Raw genomic sequence first — 22,686 nt, forward strand, 5'->3', positions numbered from 1 at the left:
GCGGGCCATGCCAAGGGTGTCCCTCATGACTAGTCATTTAAGAACGTCCCCAATGACTACCCAATGATTAGCTGCTGGCGGCAGGCATGACTTTCATCCCGTTTGGCGCTCCGGTCGCCTAGATGTTCGTCATGTGTACCCGCAAACGTGGGACAATGGCGCTGTTGGTTTTACAGACAAAGGATGTGCCTATGAACGCCCCCGTTGCCAATGCTTGTCGGCAGCGCTGCCTGCTTGCGCGATTTGCTTCCATTTGCGCACTCGTCGCGTGCGTGCTGCTGCTGTTGCCCGCCGTTGCACGTGCCGACGGGTATTCCATGACCCAAACCTATATCGGTGCCACGGTTGAGGCCGATGGATCGCTGACCGTTGTCGAGGGTCGCCAGTTTGATTTCGACGACGACATCAACGGCGTGTATTGGGATATCAATACGGGCACCAACCAGCAGGGTGGTACGGCGGGTGTCGATGTGCTGAGCGTCGAGGAAGATGATGACGCGTTTAGCAGGGTTGACTATGCAAACAAAGGCGACAACGGCGTCTATACGGTTGAGCAGTCCGACGGCGGCGTAAAGATCAAGGTGTTCAGCCCCCACGAGAGCGGCGACAGCGCGATCTATTACGTGAGCTACACCATGACCGGTGCGGTTATGAACTGGTCCGATACCGCCGAGCTCTACTGGAAGTTTGTGGGCGACGGCTGGTCTGCGGACTCCGATGACGTCGAGATGGAAGTTTACTTCGCAAATGCCGCTGCCGGAACGGCGGCCGTCAAGGGCGATAACTTCCGTGCATGGGGCCACGGTCCGCTCACGGGCGACGTGTCGCTCGACGCGGACGAGCCCATGGTCACCTATACCATACCCTGCGTGCATCAGGGCGAATTCGCCGAGGCGCGCATCGCCTTCCCCAGCGATTGGGTGCCGCAGCTCGCCGCCTCGGGCAAGGAACGCATGTCGACAATTCTGAGCGAGGAGAAGGCGTGGGCCGAGGAGGCCAACGCCCGCCGCGCTCACGCCCGCATGATCGCCAATGCACTTGCCGTGGTTAGCGTTGTCGCGGCGGTTGCCTTTACCGGCACAATCGTCGTGCTCAAGTTGCGCAAGCGCAAGCCCAAACCGCTGTTCCAGGACGAATACTTCCGCGACGTGCCCTCGGCCGACCATCCCGCCGTGCTTTCGGCCCTCATGAGCTGGAACGAGGTGCCCGATCAGGCATATATCGCCACGCTCATGAAGCTCACCGACGATCGCGTGATCAAGTTAGAGGAGGCAATCGCGACCAAGGGCAAGAAGGGCCTGCTCCATCGCGAAAAAGAGGAGCAGACGTATCGTGTGACGGTGAGCGATGCGGGCTGGAAGTCGGCCAAGGGCATTGACCGCATGGTGCTCAAGGTCTTCTTTGCCGGTGCTAAGCCCGACGAGAACGGCGATCGCTCGCGCACGTTTGACGAGCTGCAACACTATGTTAAGCAGCACGCTACGCCCGTGGGCGACAAGCTCAAGGACTATCAGAGCACCGTTAAGGGCAAACTGGCCGATAGCGAGTACGTTGCCTCGGACGGCATTGTCGCAATGGTGTTTTGCCTGGTTCTTGGTACTCTGATCGCCTTTGTTCCCGTGGGATCCATCTTCTTTACCGACGGCGCACAGGTGAACATTGTCGCCGCGGTTATCTCGGTGCCGATTGTGCTGGTGGGTATTGGCGTGGGCCTTACGTTCCGCCGCCTTACGCCGGAGGGCGCCGAGGTGGCGGCTCGCTGCAAGGCGCTCAAGCATTGGCTCGAGGACTTCACGCGTCTAAAGGAAGCCGTCCCCGGCGATCTGGTGCTGTGGAATAAACTTCTGGTGATGGGTGCGGCGCTGGGCGTTTCCAAGGAAGTTCTGCGTCAGCTTGCCGAGGCCGTGCCGCCCGAGGTGCGCGAGGCCGACGGCTTCTACGACAATTACCCCTGCTACTGGTGGTACTACCATCACTACGGAAACCAGTCTCCGCTCGATTCGTTCGATGGCGTGTATCACGAGAGCATCCGTGAGCTGGCTTCGAGTTCCGATAGCTCGAGCGGCGGCGGCGGTGGTGGCTTCTCGGGCGGCGGGGGCGGCGGCGTCGGCGGAGGCGGCGGCGGAACGTTCTAGCGAGCGCAAATCATGGGATGGGTCTTCCCCGGCGGCTGTTGCCGGAAGATCCATCCCATTTTTATGCTCAGAAGCGATGCAGGCTTTCCCAAGGCGAGCTTTCGCGGAAACCGCATCCCGCTATTTAGGCGCAGAGCGGGATGGACTTTCCCGATGGGATGATTTCGGAAAGCGCATCCCACTCTGGGCCTCGATTCTGGGTCACAGTTTCCGCCAGACGTGCCATTCGGAAAGTGCATCCCAGAATATGCGCTCAAACCGGGATGCAGTTTCTCAAGAGGCTCTCTTCCGGAAACCACATCCCGCAATTTAGGCGAATTCTGGGATGCGCTTTCCCTGTGAGTTTTCGAGTGGGGCTGCTTGCTCCACGGACGGCACTTAGGGGCGTTCTTTTTATGCCGGCAGTTTAGGAACTTCCCCGGATGTCGGCACTTGGGGACACTCCCTTAACTGCCGGTTTTAGGCTGTCAGGTCGAGTTCGTAGAGGAAGCTTTCGCGCGGCATGTCGTGGCGGCGCTCTTCGCGGTTGGCGCGGTGCGTGGCCGTGCGCTTAAAGCCGTGCAGCTCGTAGAACTTCCACGAGCAGTTGGAGTCGGTATACAGGTGCGCTCTCGACGCTCCGTGCGAGGACAGGTGCGAGACCGCGGCATCGAGCAGAACCGAGCCAACGCCCAGGCCGTGGACATCGCGATCCACGGCAAGCAGCGTGATCTCGTTGTCATGCGGCAGTGGGCTGCTCTCGAGCAGGCGGTTGTTGGTCCGAATGGTGGCGCGCACAAACGAGAGATACTCGGCACAGGCATCGGGCTCCAGCTCACGCATCTGCGACAGCAATGCGCGTTCGGTATCCATCCAATGCTCCTTAACGGTGGCGCCGCTGCTTTGCCCCGCACGTGCGAGTGCAATGCCGCGCGCCTGGCCGTCGATTACGGCGACCTGCGAAAACGTCGAGGAAGAAAGGCAATAGGCGAGGTCGCACGCGGCCTCAAGGCGGTTGTACTCTTCGTTATCCGAATTGTTATGCCAAAGCTGCTGCAAGATCAGCGCGATGGCGTCGAAGTCTTCGGTATCAAACGGTCGGTAGAGAACCCGCGAGACCATGGTGCCTCTTTCTATTGCGGATGCATATCGAGCACAGTTCTACCACGCCATTGGCATCTAATTATGGTGCCCCTGTGTTCCATCAACTCACCGTGCCCAGTGGCGCTCCTGCAACCCCCGCTCGCAAGCTTTTTCTGCACATGCGCCCGTTACGGGGTGCATCGATGCGCTCGATGCGCTACATTGAATCAGTATTTTCAATGCCGCTGCGCGAGCGCTGCAGATCGACGTATCACCGACTCACAGAGCACGGCGGCGTACCAGACAGGAGGACTGCATGGGATCTGATGTGAAGATCGCACGCGCGTTGATCTCGGTTACCGATAAGACGGGCGTCGTCGATTTCGCACGGACGCTGGTTGACGACTTTGGCGTCGAGATCATCTCTACGGGCGGCACGGCTCGTGCCATCGAGGACGCGGGCGTTCCCGTAACCCCCATCGAGGAGTTCACGGGCTATCCCGAGATGATGGACGGCCGCGTCAAGACGCTGCACCCCAAGGTTCACGGCGCGCTGCTGGCTCGCCGCGATTCCGAGCAGCACATGCAGGAGGCAGCTCAGCACGGCATTAAGCTGATCGACCTGGTCGTCGTCAACCTGTACGAGTTCGAGAAGACCGTCGCCAACCCCGAGGTCACCTTCGCGGATGCCATCGAGCACATCGATATCGGTGGCCCCTCCATGCTTCGCTCTGCCGCCAAGAACGCCGCGAGCGTTACCGTCATCTCCGACCCGGCCGACTATGATGCCGTCCTGGCCGAGATGCGCGAGACCGGCGGCTGCACCACGCTTTCCACCCGTCGTCGCCTGCAGGTGAAGGTCTACCAGACCACCGCCGCCTACGACACGGCTATCTCCCGTTGGCTTGCTGCCCAGGCAAGCGACGTGGCGGACACCTTTGCCAAACTCGAGGTCTCGCTGGAGAAGGTCGACGACCTGCGCTATGGCGAGAATCCTCAGCAGAAGGCTACGGTCTACCGCTTTGCCGATGGCTGCGAGAACTCCGCGAGCTCGCAGTTCCCGCTCGTGGGCTCCGAGCAGATTCAGGGCAAGCCGCTCAGCTACAACAACTATTTGGACGCCGATGCCGCTTGGAACCTGGTTCGCGAGTTCGACGAGCCTGCCTGCGTGATCCTCAAGCATCAGAACCCCTGCGGCTCCGCCGTTGCCGAGGAAATCACGGCTGCCTACGACCGCGCCTTTGCCTGCGATCCCAAGAGCGCTTTCGGCGGCATCATCGCCTGCAACCGCGAGGTTCCCTTTGAGCTGGTTGAGCACTTTGCCGATCAGAACAAGCAGTTCGTCGAGGTCATCATCGCCCCGAGCTACACCGCCGAGGCGCTCGAGCGCATGGCCAAGCGCCCCAACCTGCGCGTGCTGGCTACCGGCGGCGTGGACCACGGCGCCAAGGTGGAGCTGCGCTCCATCGACGGCGGCATGCTGGTGCAGGAGGTCGACCACGTGATCGAGGATCCCGCGACCTTTACGTTCCCCACCGACCGCAAGCCCACCGATGCCGAGATGGCCGAGCTTGAGTTTGCCTGGAAGGTCTGCAAGGGCGTCAAGTCCAACGCCATCCTGGTCTCCAAGGGTAAGGCAGGCATTGGCATGGGCCCGGGCCAGCCCAACCGCGTTGACTCCGCACTGCTTGCCTGCGAGCGCGCCGAGGACTTCTGCGAGCGCGAGGGCGTGGAGAAGGGCGGCTTTGCCTGCGCAAGCGACGCGTTCTTCCCGTTCCGTGACAACGTCGACGTGCTTGCTGAGCACGGCGTGACCTGCATCATCCAGCCCGGCGGCTCCAAGCGCGACGACGAGAGCATCCAGGCCTGCAACGAGCATGGCATCGCAATGGTCTTCACGGGCGCCCGCCACTTCCGCCACTAATGATAGTTACGCGGTTTTACCAAACCGCGTAACTGCTCGACGCTGCGCCGGCCCCAAGCACCTCATCTCGCCGCTCAAACCGTCGCTCGCGTACAGAAGTACGCGTCGTTCCTCTTTCGCGGCGACCTGAGGCACTTGGGTCCGGCTCGCTGGCTCATGCTCCACCAGCGGTATTGGCTCGCCCCGAACTAAAGCTATCTATTGCCGCCCGTGCCGGTTGGTGCGGGCGGCTTTTTTGGGTATAACGGTGCGGTGTATGTTTTTGAGAAAGGTTGGATATGGCCGTTGTGGATGATGCCGAGCTGTTTGGCAATGCCGAGGACCAGCGTGCGTACGAGGACTTTTGCGCCAATCAGGAGGCGGTCGAGAAGTTTACGCTCGACAAGCCCGCGCTTGTCTGCCGTTGGCGCATGTCCAACAAAAAGGTGCCCATGCTCAACCGTCACATTCGTGCGCTGTCCGAGCGCCTGGTTCAGGGCGAGCCGCTCACCCATAACATGCTCAGCTGGGCCAAGCAGCACGTTGAGTGGTCGCTTGCCGAGGGCGATTACACCGCGCGCGACGGCGTGCTCATGCTGGTGATCGACGTTAACGGCAATGCCGCCATGACGGTGGGGGAGTACGAGCCGCTGGCCGATACTTCGGCCAAGGCGCTGCGTGCCCGCTCCGCCGAGGCCCGCTCCGAGGCCGACGAAACCGGCGTGGCGCCCGAGCTGCTCGCCGCCGTCAACAACGGCGAGCTGGTCTTTGTGGCACCGGCGGACGAGTGCCTGTGTGGCACGGCGACGCTTATCGAGCAGCTGGCCCAGACCAAGGGCATCCCGGTCACGCGCGTGGACATTCCCGCGCAGCTCAAGGGCGCGCTGTTCCTGGTGAGTGACGAGCACGGCGTGGTCCCTGCCGCCGAGACGGACGCCGTCGAGTCCGACGCCGCTACGGTTGCCTTCTTTGCCGAAGGCTACGAAAAGCTCCGTGCCCGCCGCTAAATGATTTTCCTGGGACGGGGATTTAATAATCATTTGATCCTCGCTCCCGTTGCGAGCGAGGGGCGAGCCAAACGCTTTCGTTCGCGAACAGTTCTGTCACCTTGGTGCCTCGCGAGGCACGCACCTGCGGCTCCGCGGTCATAATGGGGCAAGACAACCAAGAGGGGAGCGGAATCCATGGCGCTGATCTATGTCGTTGAGGACGACGAGCGCATTCGTCGTGAGCTTGTCGACATCCTTGCCCGCGCCGGGTTTGAAATCGAGGCCTGCGAATCGTTTGAGCATGTCTCGCGCGATATCCTTGCCGCCGCGCCCGACTTGGTGTTGCTTGACCTCACGCTTCCCGTCAAGGACGGCCAACATATCTGCCACGAGGTTCGCCACGAATCCGAGGTTCCTATCATCGTCCTCACGTCGCGCACGACCGAGATCGACGAGGTCATGGCCATGACGCTTGGCGCGGACGACTTTGTTCCCAAGCCTTACAGCGCCCGTGTGCTCGTGGCGCACATCAATGCGTTGCTGCGCCGCACCGCGGCGGCGGGCGATCGCAGCACGCTCGTCCACAAGGGGCTGGAGCTCGACCTCGCCCGCTCCATGGTCACCAATACGGCAACCGGCGACAGTACCGAGCTCACCAAAAACGAGCTGCGTATCCTCTCGCTGCTCTTGGGCCGCGCGGGCAAGATTGTCTCGCGCTCGGCTATCATGCAGGACCTGTGGGACTCCGACGCCTTCGTGGACGACAATACGCTCACCGTCAATATCAACCGCCTGCGCACCACGCTCGAAAAAATCGGCATCAAGGGGTATTTGACGACGCATCGCGGCCAAGGCTATTCGGTCTAGGGGTCGGTTATGTCGTTTGCCAAGTTCTTTAAAGATGCACTGCTTCCCGTTGCCGTGTGGACCTGCGGCGTTCTGCTGAGCTGTTTTGTACTGACGGTCGCCGGCGCCCCGGCATCCATCGTGGTCGTGGCGGTCGGTGTGTCCTTTATCTTTGGCATGCTGGGCATCGTGATCGAGTACGTGCGCCGTCGTCGTTTTCTGTGCCAGCTGGAGCGCGCGGCAGAGGAGCTGGGGAGCCCTGCTTGGGTGCAGGAGATGGTGCAATGCCCGACCTATGCCGAGGGCGAGCTCGAATATGAGGTCTTGCGCCGGGTGGGCAAAGCCGCTTGCGACGAGGTGGCGGAAGGCCGGCGCCAGACCGATGATTACCGCGACTATATCGAGAGCTGGGTCCACGAGGCCAAGCTGCCCCTGGCGGCGGCTCATCTGATTTTGGAAAACCTGGACGGCAGCGAAGACGACCTGTCGCGCGTGGATGACCTGGGTCGTGAGCTGGCTCGCGTGGAGCGCTATATCGATCAGGCGCTGTACTATGCGCGCTCGGAAGTCGTAGAGCGCGACTACCTGATTCGCCGCTGGGGTCTCAAGAGCTTGGTGACGGGCGCGATTAAAGCCAACGCACGCGAGCTCATCGCGGCGCACGTGGCTCCGGTGTGCGAGAACCTCGACTTTGAGGTGTTCACCGACGAGAAATGGCTCGAGTTTATTCTGGGCCAGCTCATTCAGAACAGCATTAAATATGCGCGTGAGGACGGCGCGAAGATTGTGTTTTCGGGTGCGTTGCTGGACGAGGGCCTGGCAAGCGAGCGCATCGAGCTTACCGTCGCGGACAACGGCTGCGGCGTGAGCGCGGCTGACCTGCCGCGCGTGTTCGAGAAGGGCTTTACCGGCGATAACGGCCGCACCACCAAGCGCGCAACGGGCATCGGCCTCTACCTGGTGGCGCGCCTGTGCTCCAAGATGGGCATCGACGTCACCGCGGCATCCGACTTCGGCGAAGGCTTTGTCGTAACATTCGCCTTCTCGACCAACAAGTTCCAATACTTCGAGTAACGCACGCGGCAGACGTCCGCCCAAACAAAAACGTGCCGCCCCGAACAAAACGTGCCGCCCCGTTTGGGGCGGCACGCTATTTTTTTATCAGCCAACTCGTTGAAGTAAGGCTGCGAAGGCCGCGGGGCCGGGAGGGGTTTCCTAAGGGCACATCCCGCAGCCGCAACGCGGCGAGGACGTGCCCTTAGGAAACCCCGCAGGTCCCGCGGCCGGTGGGAGCAACGCTACTTCACGACCAGAATGTCGCAGTCGGTGTTGCGCAGCAGGAACGTCGAAATCGAACCCAGGAGCGCATACTTGATCGAGGACAGGCCACGAGCGCCGCAGAGCACCAGATCGGGCTTGACCACGTCGAGCATCTCGTCCTTGAGCGTCTCGCGAATACGGCCGGCGCGAATCATGACTTCGACCTCGGGAATGTTGGGATTAGCCTTGGCCTCTTCGAGCTGCTTGGCGATGGAGTTCTTAAAGGCCTCCTCCAGGCCGTTGACCAGATCGACCGGATAGGAACCGGCGCTCTCGAGCGCCGTGGAATCGATGACGTGACCGATGATCAGCTTGGCGCCATTGTTTGCGGCGACCTTGATAGCGCGTGTGAGCACAAAATCCTGCTGCTCAGTACCGTCGAGTGAAACAAATACCTTGGTATAGCCCTCGTTCATGGTTTCCTCCTTGGTCTATCGCACGGGCACGGGGCTCGTGCATCGGACGACGTGTTGGCCGCCGGACACTTTAGCTTGTTGCAGTTATACCCAAGGATTTCGGTTTAACCGCTCGCAATTCTGTGAACGGGCGAGATTTTTGGTAAGGGTGGGCGCGGCCGCGGCCGAACGGTTGATAATGGGACATCGCCCGCAACCGTCCGCAGAACAACTATCGGCGGGTGACAAACGAGGGGGTCCCTTTGGATATCATCGAGCTTCTAAAATCTGCCTTCATGGGCCTGGTCGAGGGCATCACCGAATGGCTGCCCGTTTCGTCGACGGGCCACATGATCTTGGTGGACGAGTTCGTCAAGATGAATGTGAGCGAGACATTCTGGAATATGTTCCTGGTCGTGATTCAGCTTGGCGCCATTTTGGCCGTCTGCGTTCTATTCTTCTACGACTTAAATCCGTTCTCGCCCATCAAGGGCAAGGAGGGTCGTCGCGACACCTGGGTGCTGTGGGGCAAGATTGTGCTTGGCTGTATTCCCGCCGCGGCGATCGGTCTGCCGCTCAACGACTGGATGGAGGAGCATTTCTATAACGCTCCCGTCGTGGCGCTGGCGCTCATCGTGTACGGCGTGTTGTTTATCGTGATTGAGAACTGGCGTGCGAGTAAGCGCGAGAACGCCGCTCTTGCCGATTCGTTTGGTTCGCGTGCTGTGGTGGCGGGCGGGCGTCCCGCCGGTGCACACTTCGCGGCGCCTGCGGCGGATATTACCGAAGACAATGACGATGACGAGGATTTGGACTTTGGATCCATCGCCACGCTCGAGGACCTGAGCTGGAAGACCGCATTGGGTATCGGTTGCTTCCAGGTGCTTTCGCTGATTCCGGGCACATCACGCTCCGGCTCTACCATTATCGGCGGCCTGCTGCTGGGCTGTACGCGCTCGGTGGCGTCCAAGTTCACGTTTTTCCTGGCCATTCCCGTTATGTTTGGCGCGAGCGCGCTCAAGCTGGTCAAGTACTTCGTTAAGGGCGGTACGTTTGGCACCAACGAGATTGCCATTCTGGGCGTGGGCTGCGTCGTGGCCTTTGTGGTTTCGCTTATTGCCATCAAGTGGCTCATGGGCTTCGTTCGCCGTCACGACTTTAAGTGCTTTGGCGTCTACCGCATTATTCTGGGCATCGTGGTGCTCGCGTACTTCTTTGTTCTGGAGCCTATGCTCGGCCTGTAACTTGGTTGACGCTGCGCGGCGGCCAGAGCGCGGCGCACGGAGTCGTGGTGTGATTTGCATCGGTGTCCGCGCGGCTCGGTATACTGGTACGGCTCAAACTATGGCGCCGCCCGCAGGCGCGCCGTCCGTCAGATGAGGAGTCGCCCATGACCCAGCCCTTGCCCTGGGAAAAGAACGCCGCGGTACCCGTGCCGCCCGCGCCGGAACCCGTGCCGCTCGATGCATACACCGCCCCCGCTGCGCCGGAGCCCGAGCTCGTTCCGCTCGACATCTACGACGCTCCCGCGCCGGCACCCAAGCCCGTCAAGCCGCTCGTCGACATCGACAGCCTTAATCCCGCCCAGCGCGAGGCCGTCCTGACCACCGAGGGCCCGTTGCTGGTCCTCGCCGGCGCAGGCTCGGGCAAGACCCGCGTCCTGACCTTCCGCATCGCGCATATGCTCGGCGACCTGGGTGTTAAGCCTTGGCAGGTTCTTGCCATCACGTTTACCAACAAAGCCGCGGCCGAGATGCGCGAGCGTCTGACGGCGCTCATTCCCAGCGGTACCCGCGGCATGTGGGTGTGCACCTTCCACGCCATGTGCGTGCGCATGCTGCGCGAGGACGCCGACCTGCTGGGTTACACCGGTCAGTTCACCATCTACGATGACGATGACTCAAAGCGCATGGTGCGTGACATTATGCAGGCGCTCGGCATCGAGCAAAAGCAGTTCCCCATCAACATGATTCGCAGCAAGATCAGTTCGGCCAAAAACGCCATGATCGGCCCCGAGGACATGCTCAAATCCGCCGATAGCCCCAACGACAAAAAGGCCGCGCAGGTCTACCTGGAGCTGGAGCGCCGCCTGCGCGCCGCCAACGCGATGGACTTCGACGATTTGCTCGTGCGCACACTCGAACTGCTGCGCACCCGCCCCGAGGTGCTCGACAAGTACCAGGAGCGCTTCCGCTACATTAGCGTCGACGAGTATCAGGATACCAACCACGTCCAGTACGAAATCGCCAACCTTCTGGCCGCCAAGTACCAAAACCTCATGGTTGTGGGCGACGATGACCAGTCCATTTACAGCTGGCGTGGCGCCGACATCACCAACATCTTGGACTTTGAGCAGGACTTTAAAAACTGCAAGACCGTTAAGCTCGAGCAGAACTACCGCTCTACGGGCCATATCCTAAACGCCGCCAACGCCGTGGTGCGCCACAACTCGCAGCGCAAGGACAAGCGCCTGTTTACGGCTGAGGGCGATGGCGAGAAGATTCAGGCCTTCCAGGCGAGCGACGAGCGCGACGAGGGCCGCTGGATTGCCGGTGAGATCGAGAAACTGCATGCCAAAGGCACGAGTTACGACGACATCGCCGTGTTTTATCGCACCAACGCCCAGTCGCGTATTCTCGAAGATATGTTTCTGCGCGCGGGCGTGCCCTACAAGATCGTGGGCGGCACTCGATTCTTCGACCGTGCCGAGATTCGCGACGTCATGGCCTACCTCAAGATGATCGTGAACCCGGCCGACGAGATGAGCGTCAAGCGCGTCATCAACACACCGCGCCGCGGCATTGGCTCCACCTCAATCCAAAAGATCGAGCAGCTGGCACGCGACAACCGTTGCTCGTTCTTCCAGGCTTGCGAGATCGCGTGCGCCGAAACCGGCATGTTTAGCGCCAAGGTGCGCAACGGCCTGTCGAGCTTTGTCTCACTGGTGCGCGAGGGCCGCCGCATGGACGGCGAGCTCAAGGACGTTGTCGAGATGATCGTCGATAAGACGGGCCTTCTGCAGGCGTTTCGCGCCGAGGGCACCATGGAATCTGAGAGCCGCGCCGAGAACATCCAGGAATTTCTGGGCGTTGCCGCCGAATTTGAGGAGACGCACGAGGATATCGAGGGTACGCTCGAGAGCCTAGAAGAGCTGCGCGCAGCCGGTGTTGCCGACGTGCCTGCCGGCGCCGAGCCCGAGCCCGTCGTGGTGAGCGTGTCTGCGCCCGAACCGGGGCCATCTGTCCCGGCATCCTCGTTTGAGGCGCTCGTCGGCGCCCGTGACGCCGCGGGCTCCAATCCGCTCGATGGCTTGGCCGCTCCGGCGCTGTCTCCGCAGGATGCCCTGGCCGCCGCCATCGCAGGCAACGCGTATGCCGCGCCGACGGAGCTGTCGGCGGGTGCCGTGCATGCCGGCGAGATCGAGCGTGCCTACGGTCCGCTCACCTGTAAGGCGCTGCCGGCACTCATGGAGTGGCTGGCCTTGCGCTCCGACTTGGATTCCCTGGCCGGCGAGACGCATGCCATTACCATGATGACCATCCACTCCGCCAAGGGCCTGGAGTTTCCGGCGGTGTTCGTGGCCGGCATGGAGGAGGGTATCTTTCCGCACGTGCACGACTTTGGCGGCAGCGATGATCCGGGCAAGCTCGAGGAGGAGCGTCGCCTGGCCTACGTCGCCATCACGCGTGCCCGCAAGCGCCTGTTCTTGACCTATGCGGCCACGCGTCGCACCTACGGTTCGACCTCCGCCAACCCGCGTTCGCGCTTTCTCAACGAGATTCCGTTTGAGGATATCGAGTTTAGCGGTATCGGTTCTGCTGGTTTTGAGGGCACGGGCTGGGAGAAGCGCGGCGACCGTCGCGGCACCTTTGGCTCGGGCATGGGTTCGGATATGTATGGCGGCAAGGTGTTTGGTTCGCATACGCGCTCGACCGGCGGTTCCGGTTCGCGCGGCGGATCGAGCTTCGACGATTTCTTTGGCGGCAGCAGCTACGGGACCGAGCGCCATCGTGGGGTCTCGCCCGACGCCGGTCGCGTTGCCTCGACCTTTGGCTCGGGCGCACCGCGAGCCAAAAAGCCGTCGTCCAAGGTGTCCCCAACAGTGGAGCGCAAGGTCGATCGCGCCAGCGCGTCGCAGGACTTTGCCGCGGGCGATACCGTGAGTCATAAGACCTTTGGCACGGGTACCGTGATCTCGGTCGCTGGAGACATGATCGAGGTCCAATTCGAAAAGACCGGCCAGACCAAAAAGCTTATGAAGGGCTTTGCGCCGATCGTCAAGCTGAATGCCTAACTGCGAGGTTGACCGGGCGCGCCGGGGGCTTTGGTCGCCTGCTCGGACAGTCCTGCTCGCACGGAGAGCACATTAAGTGCTCTCCGGCTCGTGCGGAACTCGCGATCGACCAAAGCCCCCGGCGCGCCCTCTTCCTTGTGGCGTTTTGGCCTGCAGCTTGCGAACGTCGCTCTGCTCGTTCGCTTTTGATCTGGAGAGCTGGGTGGGCTGATAGATAGATACGAGTAGGGGCTCTTCCGTACATGGTCGGGAGAGCCCCTTATTAGGTTTCGGTTGTTGGCGCGACCTAGAGGTGGCTGATAATCAGTTCCATCTTGCCTTCGAGGTCAATGGAGCTGACGGTGCTGGGTGCCAGCAGGTGACTTCCCTTGTGGACGGGGTCGCCGCAGACGGTGCCTTCGCCGTCGATGACCGACAGGCACATGAAGGGCCAGCGCTGCTCCAAGGTCTTGCTGCCGTCGACGCGTACGCGATCGACGGTGTAGCAGGAGTTAGACTCGAGCTCGGTTACGCCGTTCACCTCGGGCGCGGCCACCGTGCCGTCGGTCGGAGCCTGAGCATCAAAGTCGATGCAGTCGAGGCTCTGCTCAATGTGCAGCGGACGCAGTTTGCCGTCGGTGCCGGGACGGTCGTAGTCGTACAGGCGATATGTCACGTCGCTTGACTGTTGCGTCTCCAAAATGAGCGTGCCGGTCTTGATGGCGTGCACGGTACCGGAATCAATCTGGAAAAAGTCGCCCTTGTGGATAGGCAGCACGTTGAGCATGTCGTCCCAACGGCCCCCCTCGATCATCTGTGCGGCCTCGGCGCGGTCATGCGCGCGCTGGCCGACGATGATCGTGGCGCCGGGCTCGCAGTCCAGCACATACCAGCACTCGGTTTTGCCCAGGCTGCCGTTCTCGTGCTTGGCGGCGTACTCGTCGTTGGGATGAATCTGGATCGAAAGGTCGTCCTTGGCGTCCAGAATCTTAACGAGCAGCGGGAACTCCTTGCCCTCGCACCTGCCAAAGAGCTCGCGGTGCTCGGCCCACAGCCACGACAGCGTGTGGCCGGCATACGGGCCCTCCACAATCTGGCAGTCGCCGTTGGGGTGGGCCGAGATGGCCCAACACTCACCGATGGGACCCTCGGGAATGTCGTAGCCAAATACGGTTTCGAGCTGGCGGCCGCCCCAGATCTTCTCGTGGAAGATCGGCGTCAGTTTAATCAAATCGGACATATTCATACCCCATTGTGTTGCGCGGGCGTTGCACAAACAGCTCAAAACGAGCGCCCGCATGACTACAAAAACCTATGCCAACGTTACGTTGTGCAACTCAAAGCGGTCGCCAACGTTGCGCGAGACCGAATACTCAAAGGCCGCGCCGCTGTCCAAAAAGCCAATCTGGTTGAGCTCGAGCAGGGGAGAGCCAGGTTTGGTGTCCAGGCGCTCGGCTTCTTCCTCGGTTGCTGCCACGGCGCGAATGGTACGGTGGAAGCTCGAGATCTTCAGCCCACATTGCTCGCGGACAAAGCGGTAGACCGATCCGTACAGGTCCTTCTTTTTAAGGCCCGGAATCAGCTCGAGGGGCATGTAGGTGTACTCGATAACGATGGGCTTCTCATCGGCCTGACGCACGCGCACGATGTGATAGGCAAAGTCATCCTCGGCAATTCCCAGCTGGGCTGCGATGTCCGCTGGTGGATTAACAATCGAGAAGTCGTAGACTACCGAGGTCACCTTCTCCCCGCGGTGCTCATACGAAAAGCCCTGGGCACGGTCGTTTTTGCCCTGGAAAAACGCTTGGCCGGGAAGCCCCGCCGTGTCCTTAACGTAGGTACCCGATCCACGACGGCTGGTAACAAGACCTTCCTCGGTGATTTGCTCGATAGCTCGTTTGACAGTGATTTTGGAAACGCTATAGAGCTCGCAGAACTCAACGACGGTGGGAAGCTTGTCGCCTGGTTTAAGAGCGCCATCCTCAATACTTCGACGAATATCTGCAGCTATCGCCTCGTATTTGGGAATCATGGAACCTCCTTTCCAACTTGATTGAGTATAAAAGAAAGTATACTCAACACCTAAGTATCCCTATTGAGTCATTGAAAAGTTCGATAGATATATTACTAAAAGTCGCTTTGCGCTAAAAATAAAAGCGCTCTAAATAAATATACATTCGAATAATGTTGTGTTGAGAAATCTAATCGGTCCGAGGACGGGGCCGAACCGATTTAGCACCCAGCGAACCGAATCCTGTATTCTGCATTTCCTCAGATAAAACCTACCAAAACAAACCTGTCCCTTTTTGGTAGGTTTTTGCCTTGGGAGCGGTACCATACAGACAATGTTTAAACGAGAAAGGCGGGCCCCTATGGAACCTAAGCAGTACTACATCGGCATCGACGTCGGCGGCACTTCGGTTAAGGAGGGCCTGTTCGACGGGGATGGCAACCTGCTTGCGAAGGTCAGCGTGCCCACGCCTCCCATCGTTGACGCTGCGGGCTTTGCCGCGGTGACCGAGGCTATCGACCAGGTGGTCGCCAAGGCACAGATTCCGCGTGCCTTTGTGGCGGGCATTGGCCTTGCTGTTCCGTGCCCCATTCCGGCAGCGGGCGATGCCAAGGTCAAGGCCAACATTGCCATTAACCTGCCCGAGTTGAAGATCGCCATTCAGGAGCACTGCCCCGATGCGGTCGTTAAGTACGAGAACGATGCCAACGCCGCTGCCATGGGCGAGGCTTGGCTCGGTTCTGCCAAGGACGTGCAGAATGTGGTGATGGTCACCATCGGTACCGGCGTGGGCGGCGGCGTTATCGTCAACGGCGATGTGGTGTCGGGTGTTGTGGGCGCCGGCGGCGAGATTGGCCATATGTGCCTGAATCCGGCTGAGGAGCGCACTTGCGGCTGCGGCGGCCATGGCCACCTGGAGCAGTATTCCAGCGCCACCGGCGTGGTGAGCAACTACCTTGCCGAGTGCAAGAAGGCGGGCGTCGAGCCCATCGAGCTCACCGGCCCCTCCGACTCCAAGGACGTGTTCCAAGCCTGCCGCGAGGGTGACAAGTTCGCGCTGGCCGCGGCCGATACCATGGCCGACTATCTCGGCCGCGCCCTGGCGCTTATTGCCAACGTGGTCGATCCCGAGATGTTCCTGATCGGCGGCGGCGCCTCCGCCTCGGCCGATGTCTACCTCGATAAGGTTCGCGAGTACTTCCAGCGCTACGCGCTTTCCGCCTCGCGCGAGACGCCCATTAAGGTTGCCTCGCTCGGAAACGACGCCGGCATCATCGGTTCTGCCTACGTAGCCCTGCGCGCTGCCGGTAAATAGCTGGTGCAAGGGGGCCAGGTTACTTTGCACCAACATGGTGCAAAAGGGACAGCCTTGGCCCCCATACCTGCCACAAAATATGCCGTGGCCCTTCCGTCCCCAAAGGCCAGCTGCCAGCGTGCTACCATAGCTACGTCTAAGTACACATACCAAGTGGAGGATACCCATGGCAAACGTTCTTGTCTTTGGCCACCAGAACCCCGATAACGACGCCATCATGAGCGCCGTCGTTCTGTCTCAGCTGCTCAACCAGGTTGAGTATGCCGGCAACACCTATGAGGTCTGCGCTCTTGGTCAGCTTCCGGCAGAGTCCGCCAAGCTGCTCGCAGACGCCGGCATTGCCGAGCCCCGCGTGATTGAGTCCGTCGAGGCCGGCCAGCTTGTCGTTCTCACCGACCACAACGAGTCCGCCCAGTCCGTCGCCGGCCTTAAGGACGCCACGGTCTTTGGCGTCGTTGACCATCACCGCATCGGCGACTTTGAGACCGCCGGCCCGCTGCACTACATCTGCCTGCCCTGGGGTTCCAGCTGCACCATCGTCACTAAGCTCGCCGGCGTGCTCGGCGTTGAGCTTTCCGACGTTCAGGCCAAGCTGCTGCTCTCGGCCATGATGACCGACACGCTCATGCTCAAGAGCCCCACCACCACCGATGTCGACCGCGCCGTCGCCGCCAAGCTCGGCGAGCAGGTGGGTGTCGACCCGGTCAAGTTTGGCATGGAGGTCTTCCTCACCCGTCCGTCCGGCTCCTTCACCGCAGCCGAGATGGTCGGCAACGACATCAAGATGTTCGAGCCCGCCGGTAAGAAGCTGCTCATCGGCCAGTACGAGACCGTCGACAAGAGCCGTGCGCTCGGCATGATCGACGAGATCCGCGAGGCCATGCGCGCCTACGCCGCCGAGAAGGGTGCCGACGGCATCGTCCTGTGCATCACCGACATCATGGAGGAGGGCTCGCAGGTCCTGCTCGAGGGCGAGACCGAGGCCGCTCAGAAGGGCCTGGGCATTGCCGACGAGCACGACGGCGTCTGGATGCCGGGCGTCCTCTCCCGTAAGAAGCAGGTCGCTGCCCCCATCATGGCCGCCTGCTAGGTTTTGTAGCCTGCTACGACCGGACCGCGGACGCCCCGCGCTCCGGTCGTTTTTTGTGCGCGGGACCGCGTCCTCTATTGGACAGGGGCGCCCGTACCGTTGGGCAAATAATGTTCAACCTGTGGTTCCGCTTTTCGGCCACGCCTGCGTGCTTGTCGTGCAGGGTAGGCTAGATGCAAGCGTAATACGTTGGAGCGCGGTGCCGCCACTTGGGCGGGCCGTGCTTTTTTAAGACGGGAGCTTTCCCGTGAAAGGAGCCGCCCATGGCAGCAACTGAGCAGCTGTTCAACGTTCGTGAGCGCAAGCGCTTTGAACGTCATGACATCTGGGAGCGCATCGCCGAGAACGGCACGATTTCCGCCGCCGTCATGGTCATCGCCGCCATCGCCGCCGTTATCTGCGCCAACACCGATGTCTACGAGTCTATCCATCACTTTTTGGAGACCCCGCTGTATGTGGGTCTGGGCAACCTTACGGCTGGCCTCACCGTCGAGCTTTTCGTCAACGACTTTCTCATGGCGATCTTCTTTTTGTTGGTGGGCATTGAGCTTAAGTACGAGATGACGGTCGGCGAGCTCAAGAATCCGCGTCAGGCCATGCTTCCCATGCTGGCAGCCGTGGGCGGCGTCGTCGTTCCCGCCTGCATCTACCTGATCTTTAACCATGCCGGCGCCCGTAACGGTTGGGCCATCCCCATGGCAACCGATATTGCCTTTGCGCTGGGCGTGCTGTCGCTTTTGGGCAATCGCGTGCCCAACGGCGTGCGCGTGTTCTTCTCGACGCTCGCCATCGCCGACGACCTCATCTCCATCGCCGCCATCGCCATTTTCTACGGCCAGAGCCCCAGTCCGTTTTGGCTGGGTGCCGCTGCAGTTGTGACCTGCGCACTTGTGTGGCTCAACAAAACTCAGCATTATCGCCTTGCCCCGTACTCGGTGCTTGGTCTGCTGCTGTGGTTTTGCATGTTTAAGAGCGGCGTGCACGCCACGCTTGCCGGTGTCATCCTGGCCTTCACCATCCCGGCCAAGTGCGGTGTTAAGCTCGATAGCCTTACCGATTGGCTTGGCGAGTACCTGCCGTTGCTCGACGACCGTTACGACGACGAGGCGCACATCCTGGGCCAGCACGACTTTACCCTTTCGACCACCAAGGTCGAGCGTGTCATGCACCGTGTGACCCCGCCGCTCATCCGCATGGAGCGCCTGATCTCCACGCCGGTCAACTTTGTGATCCTGCCGATCTTTGCGTTTGTCAACGCGCAGGTTCGCCTTGTGGGCGTGGACATGAGCGTGCTGCTTACCGACCCGGTGACCCTCGGCGTGTACTTTGGCATGCTGCTGGGTAAGCCGATCGGTATCTTTGGCGTGACGTTTGCCCTGGTCAAGCTTAAGGCTTGCGAGCTGCCTCATAACGTTAACTGGCATATGATCGCCGGCGTGGGCATTTTGGGTGGCATCGGCTTTACCATGTCGATCCTCATCAGCGGCCTCGCCTTCCCGACGGCCCAGTTCGAGGTTCTGGCCGCCAAGGCCGCCATTCTTGCCGGTTCTGTTACCGCGGCCGTGCTGGGCATGATCTACATGAGCGTGGTCTGCAAGCACCCTTCGCCCAAGGACGAGTAGGAGCGCGAAAACCGGGGCCGGACATGCCCCGGATGCCCTCGTGTGAAAAAATGCCGTTTGTGAGCACTGTCACAAACGGCATTTCATTTATTTGCCATTTTTATTCCACGGTGCCGTAGACGGCGCCCCAGCCGTGGGCGGCAAGGGCCGAGTTAAGCTGGTCGCAAAGCGATTGGCGGTCGTAGTGGCCGGGCGGCAAAAGATTCACGATTTCCATGAGATCGGGCGCTAGGTCCAAGATCTCCGCCTGAACGATTAGATCCAGGCGGTCAATGGCCTTACGGTCATAAAACAAGCCGTCGACCAGACGCTGCAGGTCTCCGAACTCCTCGGCTTGAAAAGAGCCGTATTCCATACTGCCTCCTTGGATGTGCCATGCGGCTATACGGGTCATACGGTGGATATCGTAATTCATTGCGATGGACTTAATCTATCACGGCTTCATACCGTTGCGGCGGCAGCGGTCTATACTTAGACAAACTGCAACGTCCCGCTTTGCGAAAGGTCGCACCCATGCAGACGATCTACCAGAAGATGGAAACCACCGAACTCGATGCCGCCATCGAGGCGCTCAAAGCCGAGGTTGCCGAGGTCAAGGCCAAGGGCCTGGCGCTCGACATGGCGCGCGGCAAGCCGTCGCCCTCCCAGGTGGACATCTCGCGCCCCATGCTCGATATCCTCAATGCCGACGCCGATCTGCACGACGGTAACGTCGACTGCTCCAACTACGGCTGCTTTGAGGGCATTCCCTCGGCACGCAAGCTGGCGGGGGAGTTCCTGGGTTGCCCCGCCGATCAGACGCTCGTACTGGGTTCGTCGAGCCTTTTGATCGAGCACGATATCGCCGGTATGTTCTGGCGCTGCGGCTCGTGCGGCAGCGAGCCTTGGGAGGCTTATGAGGCCGCGCACGACGGTAAGAAGGTCAAGTTCCTGTGCCCGGTTCCCGGCTACGACCGTCATTTTGGCATCACCGCCGACCTGGGTATCGAGAACGTCCCCGTCGCGATGACCGGCAGCGGCCCCGACATGGACGAGGTAGAGCGCCTGGTTGCCGCCGACGACTCCATCAAGGGCATCTGGTGCGTGCCCAAGTATTCCAACCCCACGGGCATCACCTTTAGCGAGGACACCGTGCGCCGCTTGGTCGAGATGCCCACGGCCGCGCCCGATTTTCGCATCTTTTGGGACAACGCCTACTGCGTGCACGACCTGTACGACGAGACCGACGAGCTCGCCAACATCTTCGATCTTGCCCGCGCGGCGGGTACCGAGGACCGCGTGGTGGCATTCGCCTCGACGTCCAAGATCACCTTCCCGGGCGCGGGCATCGGCTTTATCGGTGCGAGTCCCGCGGTCATCGCGGAGTTCTCCAAGCGCCTGAAGGCCGGTCTTATCAGCGCCGACAAGCTCAACCAGCTACGCCACGTGCGCTTCCTTCCCACCATCGAGGCGGTCAAGGAGCACATGAAAAAGCATGCCGAGTTCTTGCGTCCGCGCTTTGAGGCCGTCGAGCGCAAGCTCACTGAGGGCCTGGGCGATACGGGTTGCGCTACTTGGACGCATCCCCGCGGCGGCTACTTTGTGAGCTTTGATGGCCCCGAGGGCTCGGCCCAAAAGGTCGCCGCGCTTTGCGCCGACCTGGGTGTCAAGCTCACGCCGGCAGGTGCCACCTGGCCTTATGGCAAGGATCCGCGCGACACCAACATCCGCATCGCGCCGAGTTATCCCACGGTCGAGGACCTGGAGGCCGCACTCGACGTGCTGGTGCTGGCCGTCAAGCTTGTCGCTGCCGAGCTTGCTCGTGCCGAGCGCGCCTAACGCGTAGGGCCCCGCAAATCCGCGTCCAGTACCATCCGCACTCTCGATACGCAAAGGAGCGTATACATGGATTTGGGTATTTCCACCAACCCCACGCCGGAGCTCTACACCATCAGGGTGACCGGTGAGATTGATATCTCTAACGCCGATAGCTTGCGTAACGCCATCGACTTGGCGCTCGAGCAGCCCACCGAGGCCGTTGAGCTCGACTTTGCCCAGGTGAGCTATATCGACTCGACAGGTATTGGCGTACTTGTGGGCGCCGCGCACCACGCAGCCGATCACGACAAGCGGTTTGGCTGCGTCAACGTGCAGCCCCCGGTGATGCGCGTGGTTCAGTTGCTGGGTGTCGACCAGGAGATTTCAATTACGGCGGCATAAGCCTTGCCCCAAAAAGGGCGTGCCGTTTGGTATATGTTTGTGATGCGCTCGGATGTTTTGACGTCCGGGCGCTATACTTGACCGAATGAATAGACGAGTTCCGGCCGAATGGCGCGGTGCGGGCTCGACTCACATCGAGCCTTGGAGGTATGTGTGTTTGGTATTGGAGAGGGTGAGCTCGCGATCATCGTGGTCTTCGGCTTTTTGCTGTTTGGCCCGGATAAGCTCCCGCAGATGGGCCGCACGATCGGCCGTGCCATCCGTCAGTTCCGCGAGACGCAGGAAAAGATGACGGCTGTTGTTCAGTCCGAGATTATCGATCCGGTAAGCGAGGCCGCTTCGGCTCCGGTCAAGCCCAAGAAGGCTGCCGTCGATGACGATTCCGATGCGGACGAGGATGCCGTCGAGACGGCCGCGCCCGCAAAGAAGGAGACCTTTGCCGAGCGCCGTGCCCGCCTTGCCGCCGAGAAGGCCGCGAGTGAGGGTGCTGCCGAGGACGAAGGTGCTGCTGGTGAGGCTGAGGGTCCCGAGTCTGCTGCTGCCGCCGTCGAGCCCGAGCCTGCTGCAGAGCCGGAGCCCGAGCCCGAGCCGGCAGAGCCCACGACGGCTGACCTCTACGCCCGTCGTCCCCGCAAGCGCAAGGCCGTCGTCGACCAGCTCGCTCGCGAGCTCGAGGCCGAGGACGACGCCGCTGCCGCCCATGCCCCGAAGGGAGGCGATGAGTAATGCCTATCGGACCTGCGCGCATGCCGCTCTTCGATCATCTGGGTGAGCTCCGTCGTCGCCTGACCATCGTGGTCGTGTCAGTCTTTGCCGCCGCCATCGTGCTGTATTTCGCCACGCCCGTGGTGCTCGACATCCTGGAAGACCCCATCCGCTCCTTTGTGCCGGACGGTAAGTTCTACATCACCACCACGCTCGGCGGCTTTGGTCTGCGCTTTTCGCTGGCCCTCAAGATGGCCGTTGTCATGTGCACGCCTATGATCATTTGGCAGATTCTGGCGTTTTTCCTGCCGGCGCTTCGCCCCAACGAGCGCAAGTGGGTTGTGCCCACGGTGCTCGCCTCGACGGTGCTGTTCTTCCTGGGTGCAATCTTTTGCTACTTCATCATCATCCCTGCGGGCTTTGAGTGGCTCATCGGCGAAACCTCGGCCGTCGCTACGGCGCTGCCCGATCTGGAGAACTACGTCAACATGGAGCTGCTCTTTATGATCGGCTTTGGTGTGGCGTTTGAGCTGCCGCTCATCATCTTCTACCTGTCTGTCTTCCATATCGTGTCCTATGCGGCCTTCCGCGGTGCCTGGCGTTACGTATACGTTGGCCTGCTTGCGGGCTCGGCTGTGATTACGCCCGACGGCTCGCCCGTTACACTGGGTCTCATGTATGGCGCCCTGCTCTCGCTCTACGAGATTTCGCTCGCCATCGCCCGCGTGGTCATTACCGCGCGCGATGGCAAGGAAGGCTTGTTTGTGAGCCGTCTGGATCTGTTCTCGAACGACGACGAGGACGACGACGAGGAGTAAATC

The 22,686-nt window shown here is 61.0% G+C and carries 19 protein-coding genes; 14 read left to right on the forward strand and 5 right to left on the reverse strand.

Features of this window, described 5'->3' with window-relative positions:
• Positions 1–191 precede the first annotated feature (191 nt).
• Positions 192–2,135, forward strand: coding sequence for a DUF2207 family protein (locus tag ACQRCA_RS04240; protein ID WP_427718900.1), 1,944 nt, complete (start codon positions 192–194; stop codon positions 2,133–2,135).
• Between the two features lie 459 nt (positions 2,136–2,594).
• Here the strand turns inward: ACQRCA_RS04240 and ACQRCA_RS04245 are convergent, their stop codons facing one another.
• Positions 2,595–3,236, reverse strand: coding sequence for a GNAT family N-acetyltransferase (locus ACQRCA_RS04245; protein ID WP_427718903.1), 642 nt, complete (start codon positions 3,234–3,236; stop codon positions 2,595–2,597).
• Between the two features lie 277 nt (positions 3,237–3,513).
• Here ACQRCA_RS04245 and purH point away from each other — a divergent pair, with 277 nt between their 5' ends.
• The 4 genes from purH to ACQRCA_RS04265 all read left to right on the forward strand — a co-directional run bounded on the left by purH (position 3,514) and on the right by ACQRCA_RS04265 (position 8,009).
• On the forward strand, positions 3,514–5,121 hold the full coding sequence (gene purH, locus ACQRCA_RS04250; RefSeq protein ID WP_427718905.1) for a bifunctional phosphoribosylaminoimidazolecarboxamide formyltransferase/IMP cyclohydrolase: 1,608 nt from the start codon (positions 3,514–3,516) through the stop codon (positions 5,119–5,121).
• Positions 5,122–5,399: 278 nt separating this feature from the next.
• A complete protein-coding gene (locus tag ACQRCA_RS04255; protein WP_427718908.1) occupies positions 5,400–6,107 on the forward strand; it encodes a hypothetical protein in 708 nt (235 codons plus the stop codon).
• Positions 6,108–6,284: 177 nt separating this feature from the next.
• Positions 6,285–6,956 carry a response regulator transcription factor gene (locus tag ACQRCA_RS04260; RefSeq protein WP_154515056.1) on the forward strand — a complete coding sequence of 224 codons (672 nt, stop codon included), beginning with the start codon at positions 6,285–6,287 and terminating at the stop codon, positions 6,954–6,956.
• 9 nt (positions 6,957–6,965) lie between these two features.
• Positions 6,966–8,009 (forward strand): sensor histidine kinase, encoded by a 1,044-nt coding sequence (locus ACQRCA_RS04265; RefSeq protein WP_427718910.1) that lies wholly within the window; start codon positions 6,966–6,968, stop codon positions 8,007–8,009.
• Positions 8,010–8,233: 224 nt separating this feature from the next.
• Here the strand turns inward: ACQRCA_RS04265 and ACQRCA_RS04270 are convergent, their stop codons facing one another.
• Entirely contained in the window at positions 8,234–8,671 is a 438-nt protein-coding gene (locus ACQRCA_RS04270; protein WP_154515052.1) for a universal stress protein, read from the reverse strand.
• Positions 8,672–8,913: 242 nt separating this feature from the next.
• Here ACQRCA_RS04270 and ACQRCA_RS04275 point away from each other — a divergent pair, with 242 nt between their 5' ends.
• Both ACQRCA_RS04275 and ACQRCA_RS04280 read left to right on the forward strand, forming a co-directional pair.
• Positions 8,914–9,894 (forward strand): undecaprenyl-diphosphate phosphatase, encoded by a 981-nt coding sequence (locus ACQRCA_RS04275; protein ID WP_427718914.1) that lies wholly within the window; start codon positions 8,914–8,916, stop codon positions 9,892–9,894.
• A gap of 146 nt (positions 9,895–10,040) precedes the next feature.
• Positions 10,041–12,944, forward strand: a complete 2,904-nt coding sequence (locus ACQRCA_RS04280) for an ATP-dependent helicase (RefSeq protein ID WP_427718916.1) — start codon at positions 10,041–10,043, stop codon at positions 12,942–12,944.
• A 286-nt stretch (positions 12,945–13,230) separates the two neighbouring features.
• On the opposite strand, the gene ACQRCA_RS04285 is transcribed toward ACQRCA_RS04280, so the two are convergent.
• Positions 13,231–14,163, reverse strand: coding sequence for a type I phosphomannose isomerase catalytic subunit (locus tag ACQRCA_RS04285; protein WP_427718918.1), 933 nt, complete (start codon positions 14,161–14,163; stop codon positions 13,231–13,233).
• Between the two features lie 72 nt (positions 14,164–14,235).
• On the reverse strand, positions 14,236–14,955 hold the full coding sequence (locus ACQRCA_RS04290; protein ID WP_154515044.1) for a GntR family transcriptional regulator: 720 nt from the start codon (positions 14,953–14,955) through the stop codon (positions 14,236–14,238).
• Positions 14,956–15,295: 340 nt separating this feature from the next.
• On the opposite strand from ACQRCA_RS04290, the gene ACQRCA_RS04295 reads away from it, so the two are divergent.
• From ACQRCA_RS04295 to nhaA, 3 genes are all read left to right on the forward strand, one after another.
• Positions 15,296–16,249: an ROK family protein gene (locus tag ACQRCA_RS04295; protein ID WP_427718920.1), complete on the forward strand. Its 954-nt coding sequence runs from the start codon at positions 15,296–15,298 to the stop codon at positions 16,247–16,249.
• A 166-nt stretch (positions 16,250–16,415) separates the two neighbouring features.
• Positions 16,416–17,339: a manganese-dependent inorganic pyrophosphatase gene (locus tag ACQRCA_RS04300; RefSeq protein ID WP_427718922.1), complete on the forward strand. Its 924-nt coding sequence runs from the start codon at positions 16,416–16,418 to the stop codon at positions 17,337–17,339.
• A gap of 263 nt (positions 17,340–17,602) precedes the next feature.
• Complete coding sequence (gene nhaA / locus ACQRCA_RS04305; protein WP_427718924.1) at positions 17,603–18,961, forward strand: Na+/H+ antiporter NhaA; 1,359 nt, start codon at positions 17,603–17,605, stop codon at positions 18,959–18,961.
• A gap of 100 nt (positions 18,962–19,061) precedes the next feature.
• Here nhaA and ACQRCA_RS04310 read toward each other — a convergent pair whose 3' ends face one another.
• On the reverse strand, positions 19,062–19,316 hold the full coding sequence (locus ACQRCA_RS04310) for a hypothetical protein (RefSeq protein WP_154515036.1): 255 nt from the start codon (positions 19,314–19,316) through the stop codon (positions 19,062–19,064).
• A 158-nt stretch (positions 19,317–19,474) separates the two neighbouring features.
• Between ACQRCA_RS04310 and ACQRCA_RS04315 the strand changes: the two genes are divergently transcribed.
• The 4 genes from ACQRCA_RS04315 to tatC all read left to right on the forward strand — a co-directional run bounded on the left by ACQRCA_RS04315 (position 19,475) and on the right by tatC (position 22,683).
• Entirely contained in the window at positions 19,475–20,779 is a 1,305-nt protein-coding gene (locus ACQRCA_RS04315; protein ID WP_427718927.1) for an aminotransferase class I/II-fold pyridoxal phosphate-dependent enzyme, read from the forward strand.
• A 66-nt stretch (positions 20,780–20,845) separates the two neighbouring features.
• Positions 20,846–21,160 (forward strand): STAS domain-containing protein, encoded by a 315-nt coding sequence (locus tag ACQRCA_RS04320; protein ID WP_154515032.1) that lies wholly within the window; start codon positions 20,846–20,848, stop codon positions 21,158–21,160.
• Between the two features lie 153 nt (positions 21,161–21,313).
• Positions 21,314–21,886 carry a twin-arginine translocase TatA/TatE family subunit gene (locus ACQRCA_RS04325; RefSeq protein WP_427718929.1) on the forward strand — a complete coding sequence of 191 codons (573 nt, stop codon included), beginning with the start codon at positions 21,314–21,316 and terminating at the stop codon, positions 21,884–21,886.
• Entirely contained in the window at positions 21,886–22,683 is a 798-nt protein-coding gene (gene tatC / locus ACQRCA_RS04330; RefSeq protein ID WP_427718932.1) for a twin-arginine translocase subunit TatC, read from the forward strand. The genes ACQRCA_RS04325 and tatC overlap by 1 nt, the downstream gene beginning before the upstream one ends.
• Positions 22,684–22,686 lie beyond the last annotated feature (3 nt).

The sequence above is a fragment of the Collinsella sp. SGI.095 genome, assembly GCF_050314535.1.
Taxonomy (GTDB): Bacteria; Actinomycetota; Coriobacteriia; order Coriobacteriales; family Coriobacteriaceae; genus Collinsella.